The 22,685-nt window shown below is 60.5% G+C and carries 20 protein-coding genes; 8 read left to right on the plus strand and 12 right to left on the minus strand.

What is annotated here, in order from left to right:
- Window positions 1–501: 501 nt before the first annotated feature.
- The 8 genes from NET03_RS11830 to NET03_RS11865 all read right to left on the minus strand — a co-directional run bounded on the left by NET03_RS11830 (window position 502) and on the right by NET03_RS11865 (window position 8,478).
- Complete coding sequence (locus NET03_RS11830) at window positions 502–1,098, minus strand: c-type cytochrome (RefSeq protein ID WP_252129132.1); 597 nt, start codon at window positions 1,096–1,098, stop codon at window positions 502–504.
- Between the two features lie 20 nt (window positions 1,099–1,118).
- The gene (locus NET03_RS11835; protein WP_252129133.1) at window positions 1,119–1,658 is read right to left on the minus strand and encodes a DUF3341 domain-containing protein; all 540 of its coding nucleotides are present in this window, start codon (window positions 1,656–1,658) and stop codon (window positions 1,119–1,121) included.
- A gap of 33 nt (window positions 1,659–1,691) precedes the next feature.
- The gene (nrfD, locus tag NET03_RS11840) at window positions 1,692–3,065 is read right to left on the minus strand and encodes an NrfD/PsrC family molybdoenzyme membrane anchor subunit (protein WP_252129134.1); all 1,374 of its coding nucleotides are present in this window, start codon (window positions 3,063–3,065) and stop codon (window positions 1,692–1,694) included.
- A 44-nt stretch (window positions 3,066–3,109) separates the two neighbouring features.
- The gene (locus NET03_RS11845; RefSeq protein ID WP_252129135.1) at window positions 3,110–4,504 is read right to left on the minus strand and encodes a hypothetical protein; all 1,395 of its coding nucleotides are present in this window, start codon (window positions 4,502–4,504) and stop codon (window positions 3,110–3,112) included.
- A gap of 30 nt (window positions 4,505–4,534) precedes the next feature.
- Window positions 4,535–5,263, minus strand: a complete 729-nt coding sequence (locus tag NET03_RS11850) for a 4Fe-4S dicluster domain-containing protein (RefSeq protein WP_252129136.1) — start codon at window positions 5,261–5,263, stop codon at window positions 4,535–4,537.
- Window positions 5,264–5,299: 36 nt separating this feature from the next.
- Window positions 5,300–7,543, minus strand: coding sequence for a molybdopterin-containing oxidoreductase family protein (locus tag NET03_RS11855; protein WP_252129137.1), 2,244 nt, complete (start codon window positions 7,541–7,543; stop codon window positions 5,300–5,302).
- Window positions 7,544–7,591: 48 nt separating this feature from the next.
- Window positions 7,592–8,125: a cytochrome c3 family protein gene (locus tag NET03_RS11860; RefSeq protein WP_252129138.1), complete on the minus strand. Its 534-nt coding sequence runs from the start codon at window positions 8,123–8,125 to the stop codon at window positions 7,592–7,594.
- A gap of 62 nt (window positions 8,126–8,187) precedes the next feature.
- Window positions 8,188–8,478, minus strand: a complete 291-nt coding sequence (locus NET03_RS11865; protein WP_252129139.1) for a hypothetical protein — start codon at window positions 8,476–8,478, stop codon at window positions 8,188–8,190.
- Window positions 8,479–8,700: 222 nt separating this feature from the next.
- On the opposite strand from NET03_RS11865, the gene NET03_RS11870 reads away from it, so the two are divergent.
- Window positions 8,701–9,081, plus strand: coding sequence for a hypothetical protein (locus NET03_RS11870; protein ID WP_252129140.1), 381 nt, complete (start codon window positions 8,701–8,703; stop codon window positions 9,079–9,081).
- A gap of 36 nt (window positions 9,082–9,117) precedes the next feature.
- Here the strand turns inward: NET03_RS11870 and NET03_RS11875 are convergent, their stop codons facing one another.
- The 3 genes from NET03_RS11875 to NET03_RS11885 all read right to left on the minus strand — a co-directional run bounded on the left by NET03_RS11875 (window position 9,118) and on the right by NET03_RS11885 (window position 13,776).
- Window positions 9,118–11,064, minus strand: coding sequence for a hypothetical protein (locus NET03_RS11875; RefSeq protein WP_252129141.1), 1,947 nt, complete (start codon window positions 11,062–11,064; stop codon window positions 9,118–9,120).
- Window positions 11,065–11,132: 68 nt separating this feature from the next.
- Window positions 11,133–12,137 (minus strand): lysylphosphatidylglycerol synthase transmembrane domain-containing protein, encoded by a 1,005-nt coding sequence (locus NET03_RS11880; protein ID WP_252129142.1) that lies wholly within the window; start codon window positions 12,135–12,137, stop codon window positions 11,133–11,135.
- A gap of 208 nt (window positions 12,138–12,345) precedes the next feature.
- The gene (locus NET03_RS11885) at window positions 12,346–13,776 is read right to left on the minus strand and encodes an SH3 domain-containing protein (RefSeq protein ID WP_252129143.1); all 1,431 of its coding nucleotides are present in this window, start codon (window positions 13,774–13,776) and stop codon (window positions 12,346–12,348) included.
- A gap of 446 nt (window positions 13,777–14,222) precedes the next feature.
- Here NET03_RS11885 and NET03_RS11890 point away from each other — a divergent pair, with 446 nt between their 5' ends.
- The 4 genes from NET03_RS11890 (at window position 14,223) to NET03_RS11905 (ending at window position 18,234) form a co-directional block, all read left to right on the plus strand.
- Window positions 14,223–15,065 carry a transketolase gene (locus NET03_RS11890; RefSeq protein ID WP_252129144.1) on the plus strand — a complete coding sequence of 281 codons (843 nt, stop codon included), beginning with the start codon at window positions 14,223–14,225 and terminating at the stop codon, window positions 15,063–15,065.
- On the plus strand, window positions 15,062–16,024 hold the full coding sequence (locus NET03_RS11895) for a transketolase family protein (protein ID WP_252129145.1): 963 nt from the start codon (window positions 15,062–15,064) through the stop codon (window positions 16,022–16,024). The genes NET03_RS11890 and NET03_RS11895 overlap by 4 nt, the downstream gene beginning before the upstream one ends.
- Window positions 16,025–16,026: 2 nt before the next feature.
- Window positions 16,027–16,719, plus strand: coding sequence for a ribose-5-phosphate isomerase RpiA (gene rpiA / locus NET03_RS11900; RefSeq protein WP_252129146.1), 693 nt, complete (start codon window positions 16,027–16,029; stop codon window positions 16,717–16,719).
- Window positions 16,720–16,980: 261 nt separating this feature from the next.
- Window positions 16,981–18,234 (plus strand): LysM peptidoglycan-binding domain-containing protein, encoded by a 1,254-nt coding sequence (locus NET03_RS11905; protein WP_252129147.1) that lies wholly within the window; start codon window positions 16,981–16,983, stop codon window positions 18,232–18,234.
- Here NET03_RS11905 and NET03_RS11910 read toward each other — a convergent pair.
- On the minus strand, window positions 18,231–18,728 hold the full coding sequence (locus tag NET03_RS11910) for a DUF4149 domain-containing protein (RefSeq protein ID WP_252129148.1): 498 nt from the start codon (window positions 18,726–18,728) through the stop codon (window positions 18,231–18,233). The genes NET03_RS11905 and NET03_RS11910 overlap by 4 nt on opposite strands.
- Window positions 18,729–19,600: 872 nt before the next feature.
- Here NET03_RS11910 and NET03_RS11915 point away from each other — a divergent pair.
- From NET03_RS11915 to NET03_RS11925, 3 genes are read left to right on the plus strand one after another with little or no spacing between them, the layout of a single operon-like run.
- The gene (locus NET03_RS11915; RefSeq protein ID WP_252129149.1) at window positions 19,601–20,761 is read left to right on the plus strand and encodes a Re/Si-specific NAD(P)(+) transhydrogenase subunit alpha; all 1,161 of its coding nucleotides are present in this window, start codon (window positions 19,601–19,603) and stop codon (window positions 20,759–20,761) included.
- Entirely contained in the window at window positions 20,758–21,111 is a 354-nt protein-coding gene (locus tag NET03_RS11920; protein WP_252129150.1) for an NAD(P) transhydrogenase subunit alpha part 2, read from the plus strand. Before NET03_RS11915 ends, NET03_RS11920 begins: the two co-directional genes overlap by 4 nt.
- The gene (locus NET03_RS11925; protein ID WP_252129151.1) at window positions 21,108–22,511 is read left to right on the plus strand and encodes an NAD(P)(+) transhydrogenase (Re/Si-specific) subunit beta; all 1,404 of its coding nucleotides are present in this window, start codon (window positions 21,108–21,110) and stop codon (window positions 22,509–22,511) included. The genes NET03_RS11920 and NET03_RS11925 overlap by 4 nt, the downstream gene beginning before the upstream one ends.
- The last annotated feature ends 174 nt before the right edge of the window (window positions 22,512–22,685 follow it).

The raw sequence follows: 22,685 nt of genomic DNA on the forward strand, positions 1-22,685 counted from the left end.
GCAGCGGTTTGCAAGAGCGTGGTGGCTCCGCGTTACTGCGTTGCTCACGGGCATCATGGGACGAGTTCGGACCACTCTGTTCTCCATTCGCTCGTCCTTCATCGAGTGCAGGTGGGGGTGGTTGGACGGTAAAGGGGCTCCAGTGTGGTCAAAGATGTGGCAGTGGGGGACTATGCTGCTGCAAGCTGTGGATGTTTGGGGAACGGACTCTTTTCCTGCCGGCAGTCTTCCTCCCGGACAGCGCTGACGTTATCCGCGGTGCGAGGGGGCGTACTGTGCGTAGCAAAGGGGTTGAGGTCACAGCGGTGCTGCCATGGATGGTAGGGGATGTCGACACTGTTCGAGTCGAGAAAGGGCGTGAAACAGCGCACGAGGGGCTGGAATGGGACTGGCACCGCGATGCGGTGAGGAATGCGCACTGTGCCACGGAGTTCGAGAGTATGCGACGCCCAGCCGTGAACGGCTGGGCGTCCGACGGAGGTGCGGTCTCTGAGGGTGAACTTATGGCTGCTGTTGGAGCTGACGGATGTAGCTGACCAGCGCCCAACGCTGCTCGGGAGTGAGCAACTTGCCGAACCCGGGCATGTTCGTTAGGCCACCGGGATATTGGGTCTGGTGCTGGGGTGAGGTGTAGCCATTGGTCAGGATCCAGTACAACTCTCCATCGGTGCGGGCGACGACTGCCGGATCCTTAAGGTTGGCTGGCGGTACGGCGCCCTGCACGAGGCCCCAGTACACCGCGAGTGGTCCCTTACCATCCCCTTGCGGACCGTGGCAGGCGACACAGTTAACCTGGAAGAGTTGTTGCCCACGAGCCGCAGCTTGAGGATCGTTGGCCAGGGGATTCTGGAGATTGCGCGCTTCTTCGAAGGTGTACTGCGGCTCCCCGCCAGTGATCGGAACAACCCCAGCAGGGATGTCAAGTCGGGGCGGCTCCTGGGCACGGAACGAGTTCTGATAATGCATTTCGCTAAAAAAGTCAATAGGATAGGTGTTGCTCGAGACACAAGCACTGCCGAGAATGGTGAGCAGCGAACCTGCCAGCACTCCGAGTAGGAAACGGCGGCTCAGACGTGAGCTGAAGAACTGCCACATCATTCTGTCTCCCTCTCACCCCGTTAGCCCCGTGCCGGCTGTTGCCCGGCCTTGCTACCCTCGGTGAGGATGTCCTCAGGATTTGCCTTGCGGAGGGCTTCGATGGCGCGCGCTTCGCGCTCCGGTGCGGTGCGGACTAGGATTCCGATGTATCCCTGCGTAATGCGCGGATCGTAGAGTGCGCGACCGATCCAAGGAAGGCGCGATTCAAAGAGCACGCCGAGTACCGTGAAGATGAGGGCACCGAGCATCGTGCCCTCGTACATGATGATGATCATCGGAGGAATGGACAGGAGTGGTTTCCCTCCAGTCATGAGAGGGAAGGAGAGCTGCGTGCCGCCAGTAATGAGAAGACCAGCAGCGAAACCGCAGGCCGCTCCGATGAGGGGGAAGACGAAGAGTCGGTGAATACCAGACTCTTCACCGAAGGTCCCCTCAGGGTACGGTGCGTTGGAGAGCACCTCGAATTCGTTCCGGCTGAACCCAGCCTCGCGGAGCGCATCGGCTGCCGCCACTGCCGAATCGAGATCGCGGTAGAGTCCGAGAACTTCACGAATGGCCATTGTCGCCTCGCTTTCCCTTGCCTGCCCGCCGACTTAGAACTCCCGCACGATCGCGTTGACCACGCGCTTACCCACTTGCAGCTGCTGTGCGAAGTGCTGTCCTTCTTTCTCCTCCCAAACCGAGATCGGTGGGAAGATCTTGGAGAACACGAGCAAGAGGAATCCGACCAACGCGAAGGACCCAAGGACGATGCTGATCTCAACGATCGACGGCCGGTACCAGTTCCAATCAAAGGTAAATTCATACTTTCGCATGAGTCCGGGCTTAATAAGCCAGTAGCGTTCGGCCCACATGCCAACATTCACGAGGATCGAGGTCCAGAACATAATCTTCACGTTGCGGCGGAAGCGCTGGAAGATCCAGATGGGAACTGGGATGAAGTAGCCGAAGATAAAGATGAGAGCAGTGAAGACATTGAATGGCCACTCAAAGAGGCGGAAAGTCATGATCTCTGTCTCGCGTGGTTCCTGGGGATAGATCGCGAAGAAGATGTCGAGGAGGAAGAACCAGAGCCAGCCGGTTCCGACGGCGATAAGGAGCCGGCCGATCGCGTCGAAGTGCTCGAGCCGGATGTAATGATCGAACCGGAACAACCAGCGCATCAATGCCATAAGCGTGACAACCGCGGAGACACCAGAGTGAATAGCTCCGATAACGAAGTACGGTGCGAAAACTGTCGCATGCCAGGTTGGAACCAGCGAAACAGCGAAGTCCCAGGACACGATGGAGTGGACGGAGACGAAAACCGGCAAGATGAGACCGGAAAGCAGGAATCCAGCAATCGTCTGCATCTTCCACTGGCGTTCGTTCCCACGCCATCCCAGAGCGAGAATGGTGTACAGCACCTTACGCCAGCCGGTGGTGCGGTCGCGGGCGAGTGCCATGTCGGGGATCATCGTCGTGTAGAGGAAAAGCGTCGAACCGGTGAGGTATGTCAAGATCGCGCTCGGATCCCAGACGAGCGGGCCACGGACGTCCGGCCAGAGGTTACGCCAGAAGTCGTAAGGGAAGACCCAGTAAAGGGTCCGCCAGGGACGGCCGGTGTGGATAACAGGGTGGAGCATCGCCGTCATGAGGCTAAAGATTGTCATTACCTCGGCGGCGCGAGTGACCGGTCGGCGCCACTCTGCTTGAGTGAGACGAAGAATTGCCGAAATCATCACGCCGGCGTGACTAATACCGATCCAGAACACGAAGTTGACGATCATGAAGCCCCACATGTTCGGGCGTTGGAGGCCAGTGACGCCGAGGCCCCAGTAGAACATCCAGCTCACTGCGAACACAAAGATGGCGAGTACGGCGCCCAGGCCGATGAACCCAACCCACATCATCGGGGTCGTTGTGACAAGCGGTCGCAGGAGTTCTCGCGTAATTTCCTCTTCACCGAGCCGATGACGCTCTTGCATCGTATTTCCCCCTGCCTTGCTCTCCTGCACTCAACCGTGAGCGATCATTCTGGCTTCCCAATGACGATGAGGCGTGCGTGTTTAAAGGGCTTGTGGGCACGCAACCAAAGGCCGCCGGCCACCTCTGCGACTGACGGGAAGGGAAGGTAGCGCGCTGCCCAGAAAATGAGTGCTAAGGCTCCGGCAATCATGCCAACGAGTATGAGGATGTCACCAATCCCCGGGATGTAGGCAGCGGGAAGGGTTTTGAGTTCGTGAGCATGGCCAAGTAAAGCGCTATCAGGTTGAGAAAATGCAGCGGAGGTGAGTCGGATGCGATCGATGAGGTTCCCGACGAGGACGATGGCCCCTACGACTGTTGGGCCAGTGATACTGCGCCGAATGGGGTTCCACATCAGGATGAGGAGTGGCAAGGCGAAGTTCAAGGCGAACGAGAGAATGAAGGGCCATCGATAGGTTTCAGCCATGAGAAGCTTCAAGATCTCAATCTCACGGGGGGTTCGACCATACCAGAAAATGATGAACTCTGACCACCAGAAGTAGAACCACAGCAGTGAAAAGGCGAGAAGGAGCTTGCCGAGTGCCCAGAACTGTTCACGTCCCAAGTAGTCGGTCTGGCCTCCCCAACGCCGCAACACCGCCATTGTGACGATGGTTAAGGCGATTCCCGCTTGAAACGAAGTAATCGTAAAGTACGCCGGGAAAACGGCAGTGAAGTAGCCGGGGATAAGCGCAATGATGAAGTCGGAAGCAAGGACGGTCATAGCCGCGACGTAGATCAGCACGTACAGGACACCGATATTGTTCACAACCTTTTCATAGAAGCGCCATTGCAGGTGAGAGCCGATCCAACCACGGCTTAGCCAGGCCGCCAGGCCGCGCTGCGCCGGCGCGCCGTGGTCTCGCACGATAGCGAGATCCGGCAAGCTACTGAACCAGGCGAACAGATAGCCGGCCCCAGTGAGTGTGAGCATCAAAATGGCTCCCCAGAGCCACGGCGAGAGTGGCCAGCCGAACCAGATCGAGAGCCGGTCCTCGGTGCCGGGAAAGGTTGGGAGCAAGAGGAGATACAGCAAGAAGGGAATGATGAGTGTCACACCCCAGATCTCCGCCGCCCGGTTGACTGGTCGACGCCAGTGACTGCGTGCCACCCGGAGTGCCGTGGAGAGAGCCGGCGCCGCGGCTGCAGTCGACATCAAGTACAGAAATGCTGCAGCGACGTACGTCCAGGCTTGTCGGTTCGCGAACCCCTGCCGCAGGGGTATTACTACGATCGCAATGATCCCGACGACGAACAGGAGGAGACAAATGAGGAGGGGTGTGCGTAGGCGCCGTCCGACCTCTCGGAGCCAGCCGAGCGCGCTCCCAAGGACGTCGGACGGTGTGAGCTCCCAGGTTCGCTGGAGTTCGTGTCCGTGCGCGTGACCGTGCGTCGCCATTTGCCCTCACCTCATTTCAGTCTGTGCCAATCAGTGGGCACCTGCCGGTGCCGTGGTTGCCTCGATATCAATCTTCTTGAGGTAGTACACCTTTGGATCGGTGCCAAGGTCTTCTAGGAGCCGGTACACGCGATGCTCTTTCTCAGCTTGCGCAAGGAGCTGGCTCACGGCGCTGTTCGGATCGTCCAGGTCGCCGAAGACGATCGCGTTGGTGGGGCATGCCTGCGCGCATGCCGTTGTCACCTCGTCGGTTCGCAAAGCACGCCCTTCCACTTTCGCCTTCTGCTCGGCTTTGACGATCCGGTGCACGCAGAAGTTGCACTTCTCCATCACACCACGGCTACGCACTGTCACGTCAGGATTGAGCTGGTTCTTAAGTGAATCGGGCCACTTGGGCTCCCAGAAGTTGAAAAACCGGACATGCCAGTGGCAGTTGATTGAACAATAGCGAGTGCCGATGCAGCGGTTGTACACCTGCATGTTGATGCCTTCAGTCGTGTGATAAGTGGCATAAACCGGACAAACCGGCTCACACGGGGCGTTGGTGCACTGCATGCACGGCACCGGGATGTAGCGAGCCTTGACGTTGGGAAACTCGCCCTCCCAATAGCGCTCAAGGCGAATCCAGGCGATAGCACGGCGTTGGTGATAGACGTCTTCGGTATTGATGGGAACATTGTTCTCTGCCTGACAGGCGACGACGCAGGCACCGCAGCCGATACATCGATCGAGGTCGATCACCATTCCCCAGCGTGGCATGCGTACCGTCCCTCTTCCTTTGCCCGCTTGACGCGTTCACGCCGACGGAGCCATGACGCGCACGATCGGGAACTCCTCCAATTGGAACGCTGGCACCATACCCTCGAATCGAGCCAGTCGTGCGCGCCGTCCCGTCTTCTCAATCCGACAACGCGTCGCGCACCAGGCCAGCGTACCGGCATCACCATCATTCTCAGGTGCGGCAAGTGTGAGTGGGTTGACGCCTCGGCCTTCGGCATAGCGGCCGAGAGCGGTATGACCCTGCCCGAATGGGATCGCAACGAGGCCTGGTTGACCCGCCGGGTTGACGTACACCGGAAGCTCGACAGTTGCCTGCGGAGTAATCAGACGAACGACGTCGCCGGTCGAGAGGCCGAGTTCGTCGGCTGTCCGTTGAGCGACCTCCACCCAACTCTGCCAGACGTTGGTGCTAACTGGTTCCGGCAACGCTTGGAGCCACGGCAAATGCGCGAGCTCTCCATAGCCGATCGCGGGGAGCGGGTAGGGAACAAGGAGATAGGGAAACTGAGCACTGTCCCCAGCGAAAGACGGCTCGCGAGGCTGCACAACGGGAGAGCTCGGCACAGTACCGCTGCCGCGCGACTGCTCGTCCCACCATCCGCCCTGAGCTTGGAGGGTGACGAGGAATTGCTTGTCGTCCGCTGCCTGGATATTGCCCCTCCCAAGTCGGCGAAGCTGGAGAGCGAGCGTCTTTGTCGCCTCTTCTTGGGACGCCCAGGGGAGCGGCTGGCCAAGCTGCGTAGCCAGCTGGATGAGAACGTCACCGAAGGCGTGGGCATCGACGAACGGTTGGACGACGGGCTGGCGGACGGCAACCGCAGCAAAGCCAGGGCCTGGGTCGGGAACCTCGAGCCCCCACTGTTCCAGCCAGGCTTGGTCGGGTAGCACGATATCCGCGAGTTGCGTCGTTTCATCCACAAAGGGGGAGAAGCTCACGACGTGCTGAGCCGCGCGCAGGGCTTCCGCGGCACCGGTCGCTGGCGGAAGGGCGTAGACCGGGTTTGCACGGTAGACGAGAACCGTGCTAATCGCGCCCGACTGGATCTGTTGGAAGAGCTCAGCCCACTGTCTCTGCGTCAGGATCGCGTCGTCCGCAATGCGGAGTTCGGGAAGCGGAGGCTCCGGATTCAGCAGCAGCCCTCCCGGCTGGTTCAATGAGTCGAGAAGAAGATTGAGACCCAGAGTAGCGACCAGGTTGAAGAGACCATTCGTCGATGCTGCAGCGTTCGTCCCGGCGATGACGACTGCAGGCTCGTGCTCGACCAACGCGTGCGCCAGTTCGCGGATTTGCTCCGCGGTCAGTCCGCTCGTCGTGGCGACCCGCTCGGGACTGTAGTCGTTGGTTAATCGTGCCTCGTCGAGGCCGAGTGCGGCGAAGTATGGGGCGAATCGATCACGTGGCACGGCACCCTCAGTGAGGAGGACGTTGGCAATGGCGAGAGCAATGAGCCCTTCGGTACCTGGCACGATCGGGAACCACCGGTCAGCGTTGGCTGCTGTCGCGGAAAGACGCGGCCCCACATGGTAATAGAGGCCACGCTGACCTGGACGCCCCTGCCGAAACTCTCCGTAGGCTCGTGCGAGTTGGACCGGCGCGATCCAACCGTGGAGAAACTCGGCGCCGAAGTTCAAAAGGAAGGACGCATTCGCGAGATCTGGGATCGGCAGCGTGCTGACGCCAAAGAGCCGGCGCACAGCTGAACGCAGCACGACCAGCTCGTCAGGTTCCAAAATGGCATGCCGTATTCCCGTCACACGCTGGAATGCCGCAATGATTGCCGCCTGCAAGCTGCTCGGCCGAGTGGTGATGAGAACAGCGCGCTGACCGCCTGCATCGCGGAGGATCTGGGCGACCTGCTGTAGTGCACTGTCCCAACCGATCGGCTGGAACTGCCCACTGCCGCGTGTGGTCGCACGCTGTGGTCCGGCAAGGCGATCCGGGTGATAGAGCTCCTGAACGAGCGCCTGAGCGCGCGCGTCGCTCTTACCCCGAACTCCAGGAAAGTCAGGGTTTCCGTCGACCTTCTTCGCGCGCCCCTCGAATACCCGGACGATGAGGCCGTACCCCCCCTGATCTGGCGGCGCGGCGGTCGCGAACCAGGCATCGCGACCGAAAGCCCAATCGTTCGGGGTATAGACCGGCTGTGCGATCTTGAATTCGGTTTCCGGCACACCGTCCCCGATGCGACCACAGCCAGCGAAAAGGACGGCGCCCGTCGCGGAAGTTGCTGCGACCTTCAGGAAATCTCGTCGCCGCATGCCCTTCTCCAACGTCTGCCTCCTCACACCGAGACAGTCTCTGTCGAACTAGTAATGGCACACCGAACAGTCAGTCCGTGCTCCGTTCTGCTGGTGACACGTAATGCAGTCACCCATGCGGAGGTCACGTACCTGCTTGACCCCAGGCTTGCCCATAGCACCAACGTCGCCGTGGCACGTCGAGCACTGGAATCCGAAACTGAGATGTACCGAGTGCACGAAGTGGGTGTGGTCAGGAAGCTGATGCACCTTGTTCCACAGAATGGGTTGGTCCTGCTGAAAGGCCGCGACAAGTTTCTCAAGTTCTGGGCGTCCCTGCGTCGGGACGATCTTGTGGCACTGCATGCACAGTTCGAGTGGTGGAAGTGTCGCCTGAGCGGAGGTGGTGGCATTGCGGTGGCAGTAGGTACAGTCAAGACCAAGAGCTTGGACGTGGACGGAGTGCGGAAACTGGATCGGCTGTGCCTTGACCGGCTGAGCCGTTGGGGACAGGAAATACGTGCGTGCCAGTACCAGAGCAAGCGGAATTGCCATGACAACCAGCACGACCAACACGAACAAGATCAATCGGATGTACCGCATCCTCTCGGCTCCGTTCCTCAACCAAACCCGCCGACAACGCAGGCGATTCGGCACACCGTGGCTTAGATCCAGCGGTGCGGCCAGATCTCATACAGAACCTGGATCCCGTTGACAATGTTCACGAAAGCGTAAAGCGCGGCGAGAAAGAAGAGCGCGGCGAGAGCGAAGAGGATGGGACGAATAGCGCCGACCTTTGCTGGGAGATCACGGGTCGAAATCAACGAGGGGATGATGGCGTAGGCTACAAGCATATTCGCGGCGAACGCGACCACGCAGGCGAGAAAGGCCCAGAACCAGATCAGCGTTTGGCTGATCTGCTGCCATTGCTCTGCCGTCACATTTGCCGGTGTCATCTCCGCTCCTCCACGTCGCCCGAGCGGGGAGCTCGGCCTGTCGCTTCCCTCCAAAGACCACAGCGGATCTTTGTGGCGCGAGTATCCACCGTGATCTTGCCGTCGTCGAGGCGCCGCATCTGTGAGCGCCTTCACAACCACACGTAGGATGCTCAGCAAGGCATCCTGTGTCAAGGGTGAAGTGTGTGTTTGTGCAGTGCAAGGTGTGAGGGGAAAAGTTCGATGCGCATTCCGTCGCAATCCTACGTCTCCCTTTGCCAGCGTTACCGACGTTGGCTCACCGCCGAACTTCGTCCCGAGCCAGGTGATTGGGTGGCTCCGAAAGATGGTCATCCCGACACGGTTCGGCTGGTGATGGCGCCGACCGAGTCAGTCCCTGAGGAGGAAGTTCTGGTTCCCAAGTTGGAGCGGCTGCTGGCCCAACTTGCGCAGGAGTGCGCCTCATTCGTCCTCGACTATTCGGCCGGCGAGTTCGCCTGTGTGGCGTTCGACGAGCATGGACGGACGCTTGCCAACGTGGTCGCTCCCGAACCCTCCAGTGCTGTCGCTCAAGCGTTAGTTTTCATCCGAGCAGAACGATCAGCGCATGAGCGCGGATCGTAGAGACGTGTATGGTCACGGCCACCGCGTTGACATACGTTAGGGGCAACGCGGTGTGCTGTGTTCGTTGGCCCCAGTCGACCAGTCGAGCACGAAACCAGCGCGACGAAGGAGCGATACGAGCCGAGCTCGGTGCCGTGCCTCAAAGTCGACGACGAGCAAATCGAATTGCCCGAGCGGGGCGACGTGCCACCGTGCGGTCTCTAAGGCTGCGCGAGCACGCTCGCGGTCCTCGCTGCTGCTGAAACGGAGGTGAAGTGCCGCACGAGCTAACGCCGGTCGGCTCTGTGCGAACCAGGTGAGGAGGGTGTCTCGCCAAACCGGTGGCAGTGGGCGACCGTATGCTGCCTCGAGCGTGCGCAGCACCACATGGCCGAGCTCCTCGGGTGCTCGCGGCGCTGACTCACTCCGGACTGCCGCAACGACGTAGCGAGCGACCGACTGCGGGGTTACCTGCCAACCGGGTTCTCGCTCTGTTTGGCGTAGGTCGCCAAGACGCAGAAGAAGCCAAGCGAGCTCCGGGGTGAGTGTCGCCAGTTCTATTGGCGGACAACCCTTCGCACTGAGGCTTGCGGTGACGGACTGTGTCAGAGGGTCGGTTCGGAGCCCGAGGAGCCAAGCACCCCACGGCGTTACGCGAACGGCGAGGATACCCGCCGTCGTCTGACCGCGCGCAAGAACCCCCACCCAATCGAGTTCGCGCGCGAGGCGCTCGTGACGATATTCGGGCTTACTGGACAGCGGGCGATGACCGACGATCGCTGCCCACTCATACCAGGTATCGATTGTAAGGGAACGAAGCGTTCTGAGAATGCGGTCTACTTCGGCACGCTGTCCCGGATCCAACGTGAAGCGCCAGGCGCGGAACAGTTGCCGTCCCTGTTCAGGAAACGAGAGGTGGAGCCAACTCGCATGTCGCACCCGGTCGACCGTTCCCTCAGACCCAACCAGACCGAGTGCGCGAACGATGCGCTGGAGGAACTCGACGTATAAGGCTTGTTCGCTGGGCTCGTGGCGGAACCAGCGATGAGTGGCCGCTTGAGCACTGTCGTCCTTGGTACCGGAGCCAGCTAAACCTGCTGCGTTGCTGTCCCGATGAACGCGTGCCAGGAGCGAAAGGAGATCGAGAAGAGTCACTATTGGCAGCCAGTGTGTCGTCGACTCGGCAAGATCGATCGGCTGCGGGCAAGTGGGCTTGACACGCACGCTGGTCAGTAACAACGGAAGGAGCAAAGAGAGTCGCCCACTTTCCTCTGTGCGCCAGACAAGTCCCCAACGAGCTAGTTCTGCGATGGTGCGCCGGAGTTCGCCGAATGACCAGTGTGGCTCGCCGAGCAGGACGGACACAGGGAGCGGTCGCTGGTGACTGCTCAGACGGTCGAGAAGTTGCTGTGCACGCGGAGAGAGCGAGGTGCGGATATCGCGTTGTAGTGCAGGATCTGCGAGTCGCGTGGTGAGATAGGCGGCAGCCTCCTCGCGAGTCGTCACGGTCGGCAGAACCCGCATCCCGTATCGTTCGGCAAGTTCCAAGAGTTCGTAGTCAGTGAGCCGGTCCAGGAGTTCACTGATACCGGCCTCGACGGAAAGTGGGTAGTCGCGTTCATGTTGGAGCCGGGTGGCGAGGCGAGCGAGCTCGGTGGGCAGATAGAGCGTTGGTCCGTCATCTGTCGATTGGCTCGCTACAATGGCAGCACTGTAAAGTTTGCGAAGAATGGGGAGAACCGCGGACTCGTCAGCACCAAGTTCACTTGCCAACTCGGTGGGGCGAAGCGCGGTACGAAGGCGCGCCAGCAAAGCGACTGTCTTCCAGGCCAAGGGGCCGATTCGTTCCAGGCCGAGCGCAAGTTGCCAGGGATCGGTCAGCAATGGATAGAGTGAACCAACGAGATCGGATGCCCCACTCGTACTAGGCAGATCCCAAAATCGGGCCGCTGCGGTCAAACTGTGCAGTGCGCGTTCATGCAGGACGACCAGTAAGGGACGCATCGAGTCGCTCCGCTCATCGTTGTGGTCAAGAGCAACTGTAGGCTGCAGGGGCCGAAACGGCAAGCTGCTCAGTCTTGACCCTCAACTGCAAAGTCGAGCGCTGGGGTCGAGGTTGGGGTGGTGACCGGGCGACGCCGGAGCTCGACGAGGAGGTGATGGTAGCGGAGGACAAGAATGAGCAGCCCCACCATGGTTCGGAAGCCGAGTCCCAAGGTGCGGTACGTGACTGCGATGGCAGTTGCTCGTGCAAAGCCGATGCCGACAACGTTGAGCAGGCCGACGAGGCTCAGTTCACTTGTGCCAAACCCGTTCGGGATCGGTAGGAGCAGGTGAGCCAGCATAGTCATGCCATGGACATAGAGGGCTTCGTGGGGGCCGAGACCACGGAGCGTCATGGCATCTGCGAGCAGAAGGAGAATCGCCACAGCGATGAGGGTGGAGAAGATGCTTGCGGCGATACCAGGCCCCAGGGCGTGCGGACGGCAAAGCAGAAGCAACGTCCGGCGTGCGTCCTCTTCCGCCGGAACGATGCGACGTGTCAACCGCCGCTTGCCAAGTGCCTGAGTCAAGGCCGAGGCGATGCGTTCACTGCGGATCGCTGCCACGGCGAGGACGGAAACGAAGACACCTCCGACAGGAACCGTAAGCTGCAGGCTTGACTGTGCGGTGAGAGCGATCCCGGTGGCTGCCACGAGGGAGACGGCGATGAGGTCGCCAAGTCCTTGGACGAGGAGTGGCGGTGTCGTATGTCGCAGGCGGACCTGACCATCACCATGTTCTTCCGCGAGACGTGCTGAGAGGAGCGCCCCGCCGGGTACCGCACTGGCAGCCTGCGCGGCGAGATAGCTCGTGAGGCCATCGAGAAGGCTTATCGGAAGGCGGGCAGCCCGCAGATACCACGCCCAGCGCAATCCCTTAATCAACTCATTGGCCCCGAGGAGTGCCAGCAACATGAATGCGACGGTGGGCGAGAGGCGGCTGAGTGTGGTCGTGATGACATCCGGGTCTCTGAATGCCCAAACCGCACAACTGAAGGCGATAGCGAGCACGAGGAGAACGTGCATTCGGCGCATCGAGAACCTCACAGAGACGAGAAATAGCCCGAACTCGGGCGACGCCCAGCGTGTTGCGTCGTCCGCCCGGGCCGTAGTACGACCGTCCATCTGGTAGGGAAGCCGTTCTTCCGAGTGCCTATGCCCGAGGCGAAGGACTCGGCAGGAAGTATACGGAGCGCCGCCGCGACCGGCAAGACGGCTGCTCGCTCCTTCACTGTTCAACGCTTCACCAGCCACTAGCAACGATCAGTTCAGCCACAAGGCGGCCCCGCGTGATTTCGTCTGGCTGCCCGATTCGATCGGGCCACCACTCAAGCCGGGCACGCTCGAAAAGCTGAGCCACGTACCAACGTCCATCAGGGAGATCGACTCGGAATTCTTCGGTGATGGGCAGGCCAAAGACCTCGCGGCCACCGTGAGCGAGCCAGTATGCTTTGAAACCGTGGCTCAGTGAGTGTCCAGTCTCGTCAAAGTACAGGCGGTCATCGGAATCAGGGAACGGCTCGATTGGCTGCCACGCTTCGAACGGAGCAGACGCATAGTATCCGATCGGAAGTTCCCGAACGGTGTTTGCAGTAACGTCGTAGAGGAGCACTGCTCGCTCGAAATACTGGACAAAGCGCACTGAGCCATCAATTTGCACCTCGCGGAAGAACTCACTCAGCGGCAACCCATACCGTTGCCAGCCGCCCCCACGTTCCCAGGCATCGACCAGAAAACGTGGTACGTTGTGACCGGTTTCCGGGAAATGAACATACCGAGCGGGATCCTGAGGGGGAACAGGAACAAGTGGCGGACGTTCTCCCGGATGGACGGTGACCGTGTCCTCATATCCGGTCGGTGGTGCAGGCAAGGGAGAGGGAGAATCGCCGACCATCCACAAGAACGTTACCGTGACCCAGTCTGACTGGGTCATGCCCAGTGCTGCGAATGCCCCATCGGCGATGTCCATACCAGCGGGACTGGCAACGACCCGCCCCCAGCCGTCCTTGCCACCGTTGTAGCCATCGAAGTACGCCGCCTGTGCAGCCGGGATGCCCTGGGGCAGGCCTTTCCATCGGCGGACCTCGGGTGGGTTCCAAAAGTCGTCGTCAACATTCCATGGACCCACGTCCCAGACTGGCAGGACGAGACTTCGTCCACGATATTCCACCAGAACCTGGAACTCTTGGCCGCCCTTACTGGAGAGTGCGCAGCGACAGGGGAGCGTAACAAAAAAGTCGTTGGGCTGAATCACGTGCCCGTTTGCCGTGCGCTCGCCTACTAAGCCAAGCCGGTGTGCGTAGATGCGGAATGTCGCCTTCCGCTGCAAGCTCGAACCCAGTCGAGCTTGCGCGCCAGCGGGCGCCAAATAGTCAGCAAGCGCCCAACCCCTGTAGCTTCCCCACTGGACGTTCCACCAGTGATTTCCGGCACTGTCTCGTTGGGGACCAGCGAGAAGCTGGACAGTGGTACCTTCCGGCATGACGACGAGCACTGCATAGTTATAGCCGGGTCCAGAGCGCAGGTTGAGTCCGTCTCCGTTTGTCCCGGCGACGCGAGCTGGCTGACCAATACTGAGGAACACCTCGGCACGAGCACGAACAGGAGGAAGCAGGAGAAGTGCGAGAGTGAGCACGACGGCAACCCTTGAGATCACCCGCGTCCGTTCGCGCACGAAACCCACCTCCGCGTCCGAACGCCTCCATGAGCCATTGCTGCCAATCTAGCAGACTGGACCCGCGGTTGACAAGTTGAGCGTTGTACTTCGGTGTTCCCCCACCAGCGCGTTGCCGCTTCCTGCGATACCTTGTTCGTCACTGTGCCAATTGGGAGAGTTTCGTCGGTGCGTTTTACGCCCCAAGACGAGTGAGTGCGCGCCAAAGCAGGCGGGGACGCACTCGGGCAACATCTGGCCACGTTACAGTGCGGGAAAGCACCTTACCGCACAGTGGTTTTGCGTGCTCCATGACTATCGGATCGAGATTGGGCCGCGTAGACCGGCATGAGGCGCGGAGTGACTGCTGGCGCGCGATGGCTCGTTCGATGTTCGTTACGGTGTTGTGAAGAGAGCTCGGGCTACAATCGGGAGCGTGTCGTGTAACCGGGGAGCTGGGGGTATCAGTGACGGCGCTGGATGGACGACTGAAATCCGAAGACTTGGTTCGGTTGGAAGCGCTCGCGCGGCAGCTGCGGCGCGAGGTGCTCATCATGACGACTGAGGCGGGTTCAGGGCACCCGACGAGTTCGTTTTCGGCGGTCGAAATCCTTGTCGCACTCTATTTTGGCGGGATTCTCCGCTATGATCCGGGGCAGCCGCGCTGGCCGGATCGCGATCGCTTCATTCTTTCCAAGGGGCACGCCGCCCCGATCCTCTACGCCGTTCTTGCCGAGGCGGGATTCTTTCCGAAAGACCTCCTACGGACACTGCGTCGGCTCGGTAGCCCGTTGGAAGGCCATCCAAACATGCGTCGACTTCCCGGGGTGGAAGCCTCGACCGGTAGTCTTGGCCAAGGGTTGTCGCTCGGTCTGGGTCATGCCGTCGCGGCCCGGCTCGACGGTCGGGATTACCATGTGTTTGTCCTTCTTGGTGACGGTGAGATTGAGGAGGGACAAATCTGGGAAGCCGCGATGGTGGCTGCCCAATGGCGCGTGCACAACCTGGTCGCAATCGTCGACCACAACGGCTATCAGCAGACAGCTCCTGTCTCTGCAATCACTGATCCGCGGGGCTATGTTGAGAAGTGGCGCGCATTCGGGTGGCACGTCAGCGAGGTGGACGGACACGATCTCGCTGCCGTGCACGAAGCGTTGCGTTTCGCGAAGGTGTACCGCGATGGCCCGGCTTGTATTATTGCCCATACTGTCAAGGGTAAGGGAGTCTCATTCCTCGAACGCGACTTCACTTGGCACGGCCGTGCCGTCCCGCGGGATCGGCTCGAAAGAGCACTGGAGGAGCTAGCATGAATCTCGGGACGCGAGCTGGACTTCGGCTGGGCAAGGCCACGCGTGATGCATTCGGAGAGGCGTTGCGCGAGCTCGGTCGGGAGTTTCCTGATCTTGTTGTTGTCGATGGTGACGTGAGCAATTCGACGCGGACAGAATATTTTGCTCAAGCATTTCCCGAACGCTTCTTTAATGTCGGCATCGCTGAATCGAATCTTGTCGGAGTTGCCTCCGGTCTGGCAGCAAGCGGCAAGCGGGTGGTTGCTGCAAGCTTTGCCTGCTTTCTCCTCTGCAATGCATTTGATCAGATTCGTATGGGTGTCGCATTTCCGCGGCTCAACGTGAAGTTGGTCGGCAGCCATGCCGGCATCAGTATCGGCGAGGATGGCCCCTCACAGATGGGGATCGAAGACGTGGCACTTGCGCTCGCGCTGCCAGGTGTAGCGGTGCTGGTGCCAGCAGACGAGCATGCAACGCGAGCAGCGACACGAGCGATGCTCACGTGGGAGGGGCCGACCTATCTGCGACTGGGTCGTCCACCGGTACCAGTCATCTACGAGCCGTCGGTCGAGTTTGTCATCGGCCGCGCATTTCGCCTTCGCGAGGGAAACGACATCACACTGATCGCGAACGGTCTGATGGTGGCTGCTGCGCTCGATGCTGCCGAGGAGCTGGCGGCGCGCGGTGTCCAGGCACGCGTGCTGGACATGGCCACTGTTCGCCCGCTTGACGTGCAGGCAGTCGTCGGGGCGGCCCGGGAGACGCGCGGAATCGTCGTGGCCGAGGAACACCTCCACTATGGTGGGCTGGGAAGTGTCGTGGCGATGACGGTGGCGCAGCATCATCCCTCTCCGATGGCATTCGTCGATCTCGACGATACGTATGCTGAATCAGGTGCGCCGGACGACCTCCTTCGGGCCTATGGCTTGACGAGTGATCGGATCGTCGCCTCGGCTATCGAGCTTTTGGAACGGACGTGACGGTGCAAAAAGAGCGAGCGAAGGAACGCGCTGCGCACTATGCGGCCTCACTGGTCGAGGATGGCATGGTGGTTGGTCTTGGCTCCGGCTCGACAGCCGAGCTGGCGGTGCGCGCGCTCGGTGAGCGCGTTCGCACCGGGCTCCGCATTGTCGGTGTGCCGACGTCACGTCGGACGGCTGCTCTTGCGCGGCGTATGGGGCTGAAACTGTGTGACCCAGAGTCCGTCGACCGGGTTGATCTGGCGATCGATGGGGCCGACGAAGTTGAAGAACGGTCGTTGGCGCTCCTCAAGGGGCGTGGAGGCGCGCTTGTCCGCGAGAAGCTAGTGGCTCGAGCCGCTCAGCGTCTTGTCATTGTGGTTGACGAGACGAAGCTGGTGCCTTGCCTGGGCGCGCGCTCTCCTGTCCCCGTCGAGGTAGTGCCGTTCGGGTGGTTCTGGTGCGCCCAGTGGCTCAAGGAACTCGGTGGGCAGCCGACGTTGCGTCGTCGACCGAATGGTCGTCCCTACCGCTCGGACAACGGAAACCTAATACTCGACGTGCAGTTCGGGCAAATTGAGGAGCCTGAGCGGTTGGACGCACTGGTGAAGCGGTTGCCAGGTGTCGTCGACCATGGGCTCTTCCTCCACCTCGCGGATACGGTCGTGGTCGGCAGTGTGAACGACGTACGGGTACTCCGACGGTCTGCGAACTGAAATACCGGCTCGCTCCAAAGCGAAGTGGACGGAGTTCCCGTTGCTTCCGTTGCCACTCCGCTGCCTGGACGTGGTGGGGCGTGAGATAAAAACGAAGGACAGAGGCGAGGAAGTCATTATTTCACCCTTGATCCATCACAAGGGGAGAGATCTGAGCCATCTTCGAGCGCGAGCGAAGTCAGCGTCCCCTTGGCGATTGGCGCCGGCAACGCTATAGTGTACGTACACACTGTCCGTGCACGTCCACGGGAGGAGGATGCCGTGTCGTGCAGCTTGGTGGAGCACTACGTCAAGCGCGAGCGTTGGCGACGGCGGCAACAACTTGAGTTGGCAGCATCGGTCGAGCCCGAACCAGCAAGGTGGTTCGGCAGACGAGTTCGACAGGAAAAACCGCGGGCGCGGCGCGCCGTAGCAGGAATTCTGGCGGCGCTCACGACCCTCGCGGCACAGCGCGTGAGTGCAGCGACATTCCATGTGGTACAGCCGGGGGAGACCCTGAGCGGGATTGCTGCTCGGTATGGTGTTCCCATTGCGGAAATCGTCGTAACGAATCAGATCGTAAATCCGGATGTCATCTGGGCTGGGAGTCGGCTCGTCATCCCAGAGCGAGAGCTTGTCAGGGCACGCATCCACCGAGTGCAACCGGGTGAGACGCTCTCGGCGATTGCACGACGGTATGGTGTCTCGGTCGCTGCACTGGTCGCAGCCAATCGCCTGGCTGATCCCAATCGGATCCTGGTCGGCCAGCCCCTGGAGATCCCAGAGCGGGAGGACACGGGGCAACCCGACGAGATAGTTGGACGTTACGTCGTGCAGCCGGGTGATACGCTGACGGCGCTGGCAGAACGATTTGGCGTCCCAGTCGGGGAGCTCGCCGTCGTCAATGGCCTGTCGGATCCAAACCGAATTCTGGTCGGGCAGGTGTTAGTCATCCCGCGAACTGCAGGCAGTACTGTTCGTTTGCAGGGAGTGCCGGCGTACCGTCAGTCGCTGCCGCTGAGCTGCGAAGCCGCCGCCTTGAGCATGGTGACGGCGTACTGGGGGCGTCCGATTTCGGAGTGGGTCTTCATCGAGAACATGCCGCGTCACCCGAATCCGCACCGTGGTTTCCGGGGTGATATGAATGGGCAATTTGGAGGCACCGACGATTACGGCATCTATGCCGAACCCTTGGTTCCCTTGCTGCAACGCTACGGCTTTCAGGCCGAGGCCGTCTACGCGCAGGGGAACACCGAGCTTCTGAAGAGCGAACTTCGCGCCGGACGTCCAGTCGTCGTCTGGATAACGAACATGGCATCCGTGCAACCGCCGCTTGTCGAGGAATTTGAGGGCGAGCAGTTCGTGCTCGTACCGCAGGAGCACGTCGTAGTCGTGTACGGCTACGACGAAGAGCGAGTCTACGTAGCGGATCCTGGCGATGGTCAGTACCGTGCCTTCGCTTGGGAGGATTTCGTCCGTTCATGGGGTTACTTTGAGGGCATGATGCTCCGGATCCAGCCAGCTCCGTGGGGCTAGGCGACGAGTCGTGCCGAGAGAAACACGATCGCAAGCGTCAGAAGCAAGTTGAGTGCGGAGACGACAAGAGAAAGGCGGAGGAGGCGGTGATACCGCTGGCAGTCCGCTGGCTCTCGCGATTGAGCAAGAGCGGCAAGACGCGGACCGAAGATGCGACTATGCATCAGTGTGAGCAGGAGCAGGAGTGCAACGAGGAGCATTTTCGTTGCCAGAATGCGGCCGTAAGTGTTCCTTGGTTCGAGGAGTGTGCTCCAGACGACGCCTCGGTGTTCACCCGTAAGCCAGCCCGTCACGATAAGGAGTACGAGACTCACCCAGGCGAGTGGTGAAAAGCGCCGCCCGAGCGTGGCGGTGAGTGTGGTCTGCAGGCGACGGTCGAGCTCGCGGCGCAGTGCGGGTCGAACGACGAGGATGAGAAAAAGTTGCCCACCAAGCCAGAACGCCATCGCCACAAGATGGATCCATCGTACGGTTGTCCACAGCCACGCGGTCATCGTCTACCCCCCAGTCGAGCTCCGCTGCGCATGCGTGTCGCGAAACGACACGAATTGTGATCCTATGGAGATCGACGTCGAGGAGCAAGAGCAACCGAGTTCTCTTTTTCCACAAAGAGTTCGTCTCGCACGCAGGGAGAATGACGCTTCCTCAGAAAAGGCCTCTTGCGATCCTCTCGGGTCCTGCTGATCCCCAGGTTCGAGAGGAAGCGGGCGTCAGCCCCAGGGAGCGTCTTGCACAAGCCTGTCGCTTGGTGAGCGAGAGGAACGGAGAAGGAGTTCATTGTCTCAGCGTGCTTCGTGAAAAAACGGGGTGAGGGGTGTCTGGTCTCGATGAGCGAGAAAGATCATGCACTCGCGGTTGGGTGCCCTGCGCGACCAGTGGCTGGAGCCGAGAGGCGGTCTTCGCTTCACCAAATCACGGCGGAGCTTGAGCGACTGCTCCAGTCTGTTGCACGTCAAGCTCTAGAGCACATGGAACGGTGGGTTGCCGTGTCCCAGAGAGGCAGCGTCCTGCGGGTGTATTCCTGCCAGATGACGTTGGATGGACGGTCGAAATCTCATTCGGAAGACGTAGAGATGGAAGAACAGGTGGAGCGTGAGACGGTAGGGTGGTGCAGAAGAAGACGCCAGGCATCTGTGAGCGAATTGTGATGACTGAAGAGCACCGGGACTAGCAAGAGGGAAAACTTCTATGGAAAAGTCCATTCGTTCGTCAATACTGGACGGTCCTTGACTGGTTCGGCGGAGGGCGACTAGAGTTAGCTGAGATGCTGCGTATCCACTCGGGCTGTGGCTCGAGCCCGAGAAAAGACAATATAGAGAGCGTGGGCGGTCGTGTAGCGGACGTGCTCGACGAAAGGGCGGCGGCGGTGCAGCAGGTTTCGAGCGATCCCCTTCGGACCATTGGCATTCCCCGAGAACGGGTACCCCGAGAGCGACGGGTGGCAGCGACGCCTGAAACGGTGAAACGGTTCAGGCGACTCGGGTTTCGGGTTTTGGTTGAGCGTGAAGCAGGGCTGGCCGCGGGATTTACGGACGACGAGTACGCCGAAGCGGGTGCGGAGCTCGTCGAAACAGGACCTGATGTGTACCAGCGTACCGACATTGTCCTGAAGGTCCAACGGCCCTTGCCGGAGGAAGTCGAGCTGCTCCGTTCAGGGCAAGTCGTCATCGGTTTCCTCCAGCCACTCATCGCACCGGAGCTTGTCGTTGCGCTGGCAGAACGGGGAGTCATCGCGGTCAGTATGGATACGATCCCGCGTATTACGCGGGCACAGCCGATGGACGCCTTGTCGTCGATGAGCACGGTTGCGGGGTACAAAGCTGTTTTACTCGCGGCGAACGAGCTGCCGAAGTTTTTCCCACTGATGATGACGGCGGCGGGAACAATTCGTCCTGCCAAAGTGCTTGTCCTCGGAGCTGGAGTGGCAGGACTGCAAGCGATCGCAACGGCGCGGCGTCTTGGTGCGCTGGTCGAAGCGTTCGACACGCGGCCGGTGGTGAAAGAGCAGGTGGAGAGCCTTGGGGCGAAGTTCCTCGAACTCGGCGTGACGACTGAAGAGGTCGGAGGGTACGCGAAAGAACTCGCGGAAGAGCATCTGCGCCGAGAACAGGAGCTGATCCACAACCACTGTCTGGAAGCAGATGTGGTGATCACGACGGCGCTCGTCCCGGGGCGGCGTGCCCCATTGCTGATCCGTGAGGAGACGGTGCGCCAAATGCGGCCACGGTCAGTGATCGTGGACCTTGCGGCGGAAATGGGGGGGAACTGCGAACTCACCGTACCTGGTGAGACAATCGTGCGCCATGGGGTCACGATCATGGGCCCGCTCAATCTCCCGAGCGAGATGGCGTTCACAGCAAGTCAAATGTACGCGCGGAATGTGGCTGCCTTGCTCGAGCACCTTGCGCCGAAGGGCGAGTTCGCGTGGAACTTCGAGGATGAAATCACCCGGGGCGTTGTTCTGACCAAGGATGGCCAGATCCTGCACGGCCCAACGCTCGAGCGACTGAAGGAGGAAGTGCGGTGAATCAGGAACTGCTGCTCGGTCTCTATGTCCTTATGCTCACGATTTTTCTCGGTTTTGAAGTTATTTCTCGTGTTCCCACCTTGCTTCACACACCCCTCATGTCTGGAACGAACGCTATCCATGGGATTGTCTTGCTGGGTGGGATCCTTGTCGCGGGAACGGCTGAGAACACGCTGACGCTCTTGCTGGGTCTCCTGGGTTGTCTCTTCGGAGCTGGCAACCTCTTCGGTGGAATTGTCGTCACGGATCGGATGCTCGAGATGTTCAAGAAGAAGGAGCCGGCGGCCACGGCGGCGGAAGCGCCGGCGCCGGCTGCGGTGCGTGAGAAGGAAGTGGTGGGGCAGCGGTGATCGAGAACCTGCGTGACGCGATCATCGATCTTGCGTATCTCGCCTGTGCGATTGGAATCATCCTTGGTCTCAAGCGGCTGAGTTCGCCGCGCACAGCGCGCTCCGGTAACCAACTCGTTGCGGCCGGACTCCTCGTTGCGGTTGCCGTGACTTTACTCGATCCACACCTTCATTGGCGACCCGCCAATATCGCGGTCATCCTTGTCGGTACCGTCGTGGGTGCCGCTGGGTCGATCTACTTGGCTCGCGTGGTTCCGATGACGGCCATGCCACAGATGGTGGCGCTGTTCAATGGCATGGGCGGCGCAACTGCTGCACTGGTTGCGGTTGCAGAGTTTCAGCGTTTTGTCGCCAGTGGCGCAGTGACCAGCGGTGAGCGCGCATCCGTCGCCTTCGGAACCACCGTGGGAGCGATCGCTTTTACCGGGAGTGTGATCGCATTCTTGAAACTGCAAGAGCTGATGACCGGGCGGCCGGTGCGCTTCCCGCTGCAGATTCCCGTCAATGTCGCGGTTGCGGCCGGAATTGTGGCGATGTGGATCTGGTTACTGGGGTTCGCTGGCTCGACCCCGAGCGTCTGGATCATGTTTGGTCTGGCGCTCCTCTTTGGCATTTTGCTTGTGCTCCCCGTTGGTGGTGCCGATATGCCGGTAGTCATCTCGGTTCTGAACTCGATGACTGGCCTGGCAGCTGCTGCCGCGGGGTTTGTCCTTGAGAACCAGATCCTCGTTGTTGCGGGTGCGCTGGTGGGCGCTTCGGGTTCGCTGCTCACCATCTTGATGAGCCGCGCCATGAACCGCTCACTTGCCAATGTGCTCTTCGGAGCGTACCGTGCCCGTGCGGCCGGTGCGGCCGTCGGTGAAGCCAAACCGATTCGCGAAACCACGGTTGACGATGCGGCAGTACTTCTTGCATATGCCAATCTCGTCATTATTGTTCCGGGTTATGGGTTGGCCGTAGCACAGGCGCAGCACGAACTTGCGGAGCTTGCTAACGAACTCGAAAAGCGTGGCGTTGGGGTGAAGTTTGCAATCCACCCGGTGGCTGGTCGTATGCCGGGACATATGAATGTGCTGTTGGCTGAAGCCAACATTCCCTATGACAAGTTGTACGAAATGGAGCAAATCAACGAGGAATTCCAGCGTGCAGATGTCGCGCTCGTTGTGGGCGCAAATGACGTTGTCAATCCAGCGGCGCGGACGGATCCCTCCAGCCCCCTCTACGGCATGCCGATTCTGAATGCTGATCAGGCAAAGAACATTCTCGTGTTGAAGCGGAGCATGCGTCCAGGCTTTGCCGGTGTGGAGAACGAGCTCTTCCACATGCCGCAGACGCGCATGCTGTTCGGAGACGCAAAGGAAACGCTCAAGCGTCTCGTGGAAGCGGTCAAAACGGTTTGACGTCGGAGTACTTGTGGAGGACGGCCCAGCCGGAAGCATCGCTGGGCCGTTCTTGCCTCTCTGGTTGGTTGACGCTCCGATGTGCCAACACGGACAACGTTCTCGCGAGAGTCGACGCAAAGAGGGTCAGCGGCCGGACAGGGCAACAAGGATCTTGCGTCTCGTCGCGTGCCT

The sequence above is a fragment of the Thermomicrobium sp. CFH 73360 genome, from assembly GCF_023806465.1.
Taxonomy (GTDB): domain Bacteria; phylum Chloroflexota; class Chloroflexia; order Thermomicrobiales; family Thermomicrobiaceae; genus Thermomicrobium.

Coding starts and splice junctions, on each gene's coding strand:
- NET03_RS11830 (WP_252129132.1), bottom strand. CDS start 1,098: ATGATGTGGCAGTTCTTCAGCTCACGTCTGAGCCGCCGTTTCCTACTC.
- NET03_RS11835 (WP_252129133.1), bottom strand. CDS start 1,658: ATGGCCATTCGTGAAGTTCTCGGACTCTACCGCGATCTCGATTCGGCA.
- nrfD (WP_252129134.1), bottom strand. CDS start 3,065: ATGCAAGAGCGTCATCGGCTCGGTGAAGAGGAAATTACGCGAGAACTC.
- NET03_RS11845 (WP_252129135.1), bottom strand. CDS start 4,504: ATGGCGACGCACGGTCACGCGCACGGACACGAACTCCAGCGAACCTGG.
- NET03_RS11850 (WP_252129136.1), bottom strand. CDS start 5,263: ATGCCACGCTGGGGAATGGTGATCGACCTCGATCGATGTATCGGCTGC.
- NET03_RS11855 (WP_252129137.1), bottom strand. CDS start 7,543: ATGCGGCGACGAGATTTCCTGAAGGTCGCAGCAACTTCCGCGACGGGC.
- NET03_RS11860 (WP_252129138.1), bottom strand. CDS start 8,125: ATGCGGTACATCCGATTGATCTTGTTCGTGTTGGTCGTGCTGGTTGTC.
- NET03_RS11865 (WP_252129139.1), bottom strand. CDS start 8,478: ATGACACCGGCAAATGTGACGGCAGAGCAATGGCAGCAGATCAGCCAA.
- NET03_RS11870 (WP_252129140.1), top strand. CDS start 8,701: ATGCGCATTCCGTCGCAATCCTACGTCTCCCTTTGCCAGCGTTACCGA.
- NET03_RS11875 (WP_252129141.1), bottom strand. CDS start 11,064: ATGCGTCCCTTACTGGTCGTCCTGCATGAACGCGCACTGCACAGTTTG.
- NET03_RS11880 (WP_252129142.1), bottom strand. CDS start 12,137: ATGCGCCGAATGCACGTTCTCCTCGTGCTCGCTATCGCCTTCAGTTGT.
- NET03_RS11895 (WP_252129145.1), top strand. CDS start 15,062: ATGAATCTCGGGACGCGAGCTGGACTTCGGCTGGGCAAGGCCACGCGT.
- NET03_RS11910 (WP_252129148.1), bottom strand. CDS start 18,728: ATGACCGCGTGGCTGTGGACAACCGTACGATGGATCCATCTTGTGGCG.